This window comes from Arthrobacter sp. 05L45_2 (assembly GCF_056397525.1).
The window spans coordinates 1-2,342 of record NZ_JBFTNO010000300.1 but is presented as its reverse complement, the minus strand read 5'-3'; the positions used below and the strand labels follow the sequence as shown (position 1 = coordinate 2,342).

Genomic DNA, 2,342 nt, shown 5'->3' with positions numbered 1-2,342 from the left:
GTGCTGCGGCAGCTGGTGGCCTGGGTTGGTCCGGAGGAATTCATGGCCGGCGTCCGGGAGTACTTCCGCAAGCATTCCTGGCAGAACACCGAACTCAGCGACCTGATGGTCGAGCTCGAGAAGGCCAGCGGCCGCGACCTGGACCAGTGGGGACGGCTCTGGCTGGAGACGGCGGGCGTCAACACGCTGAAGCCGGAACTCTCGGTCGCTGAGGACGGCACCATTTCCTCCTTCGCCATCCTGCAGTCCGCCACCGACGCCCAGCCGACCATACGTCCGCACCGTCTCGCCGTCGGCTTCTACAACCTCGACGGCGCCGGAAAACTGGAGCGGGTGCACCGCGAAGAGCTCGACGTCGACGGCGAACGCACCGACGTTCCCGCCCTGGCGGGCCTCACGCAGCCGGACCTGATCCTGCTCAACGACGACGACCTCGCCTACGCCAAGGTCCGGCTGGACCCGAAGTCGCTCGCCACCGCCACGGCCCACCTGAAGGATTTCAGCCAGAGCCTCCCCCGCACCCTCGTGTGGGGTTCGGCCTGGGACGCGGCGCGCGACGGCGAGACCCCGGCCCGCGGCTACGTGGACCTGATCCTGGCCAACATTGCTGAGGAGTCCGACTCCTCCGTGATCCTGGTCCAGCTCCGGCAGCTCGCCACCACCCTGAACTTCTACGTGGCCGGCGAGCACAAGGAGGCCACGGCCACCGCCGCCGCCGACCGGCTCTGGGAGCTCGCGTCCCGCGTCCCGGGTGGCTCCGACGCCCAGCTGCAGTTCATCAAGTCCTACGCACTGCTGGCCCGCAGCGCATCCCAGCTGGACACCGTCGCCGGCCTGCTCGACGGCTCACAGGACCTGCCGGGCCTGGCCGTGGACCAGGACCTGCGGTGGGAACTGCTCACCTCCCTGGTGGTGGGCGGCCGCGCCGGACAGGAGCAGATCGACGTCGAACTGGCCCACGACAACACCGCCACCGGCCAGAACGCGGCGGCCCTGGCGAAGGCCGCCATCCCCACCGCCGAGGCCAAGGCCGCGGCGTGGAACTCGATTGTGGTCACCGGCGAGCTGTCCAATGCCCTGCAGGGCTCGGCGGTGGCCGGCTTCACCCGGGTGCTGGACACCTCCCTGCTGGAGCCCTACGCCGGCAAGTACTTCGAGGCCGTGCCGGGCATCGTCAAGGACCGCACCCACGCGCTGGCCCAGCAGATCGTCGTCGGGCTCTACCCGGCGCAGCTGACCACGCAGGAAACGGTGGACCGCACGGACCAGTTCCTCGCGGCCCTGCCGGAGGACAGCGCCGCGCTCCGCCGGATGATGCTGGAAAACCGCGACGGCGTGGCCCGCGCCCTGCGCGCACGCGCCGCGGACGTCTAGCCCCAGCCCCTGCCCAGCCGGCCCGTACGTGCTGCCGTTCAGACGGCTCACAGCCCTACGTACGACGGGCCGGCTGGGCACCATGGCGCCACTAGACTGGCGCCATGAGCCTTGATGAGCACCGCTATGCCCTGACGGTCCGCTGGACCGGGAACCTGGGCACCGGAACGTCCTCGTACCGTGCCTACTCCCGCGACCACGACGTCGAGATCCCCGGACTGCCGGTCCTGAAGGGCTCCGCGGACCCCACGTTCCACGGCGACCGGGAGCGGTACAACCCGGAACAGCTCCTGCTGGCCGCCCTGTCACAGTGCCACATGCTGTCCTTCCTCCACGTCGCCGTAAAGCACGGGGTGACCGTGACGGGGTACGAGGACCAGGCCGAGGGCCTGATGCGGACCAACCGGGACGGCAGCGGCCAGTTCGAATCCGTGACGCTCAAACCCCGGGTCACCACGGCAGCACCGGTCAGCGACGAACTCTTCGCAGAACTGCACCATGCGGCTAACGCCGTGTGCTTCATCGCCCGCAGCGTCAACTTCCCGGTCCGGCATGAGGCGTCCGCGAGCGTGGACCCCGCCCCGGCGGCTCAGGCGGACTGACTCGCGGTCTGGAGCTCACGCAGCAGCCGGCGCTCAGTGTCCGGGGCGATCCCGGCCTTGCGCTCCCGGTCGAGTCCGCGACGGCGCTCATCGTCCAGTGTGTCCCGCAGCGTCTCCGCCCAGGGCCGCAGGCGGAGCCCGGCAGCCTTGGCCGCTGCATTGCTGCGGGTCGCGAAACCGTCGTGGCCGGGCGGGAGCCAGAGCGGGAGGGACTCCGGGCCGGCCCAGAAGTTCACCCCGCGCCCGGTGAGCCACTCCGGCGGGGCGGCCACCACCTCCGTGCTTCCCCCGGACAGCTGCCGCGATTCTTCAAGGTAGCCGGCAAAGGGCACCGGGTCACCCACGGCATTCAGGGCACCGGTGACG

The 2,342-nt window shown here is 70.4% G+C and carries 2 protein-coding genes and 1 pseudogene; 2 read left to right on the top strand and 1 reads right to left on the bottom strand.

Annotated elements, in window-relative coordinates; genetic code table 11:
- Together AC1DHD_RS15705 and AC1DHD_RS15700 are read left to right on the top strand one after the other, a co-directional pair.
- A partial coding sequence (locus AC1DHD_RS15705; protein WP_476880602.1) for an ERAP1-like C-terminal domain-containing protein occupies positions 1-1,374 on the top strand: 1,374 nt, incomplete at its 5' end.
- Between the two features lie 104 nt (positions 1,375-1,478).
- Positions 1,479-1,976 (top strand): OsmC family protein, encoded by a 498-nt coding sequence (locus tag AC1DHD_RS15700; protein ID WP_476880601.1) that lies wholly within the window; start codon positions 1,479-1,481, stop codon positions 1,974-1,976.
- Here AC1DHD_RS15700 and AC1DHD_RS15695 read toward each other — a convergent pair.
- A pseudogene (locus AC1DHD_RS15695) lies at positions 1,964-2,342 on the bottom strand (epimerase); the annotation flags it as partial. The gene AC1DHD_RS15700 and the pseudogene AC1DHD_RS15695 sit on opposite strands and share 13 nt — an antisense overlap.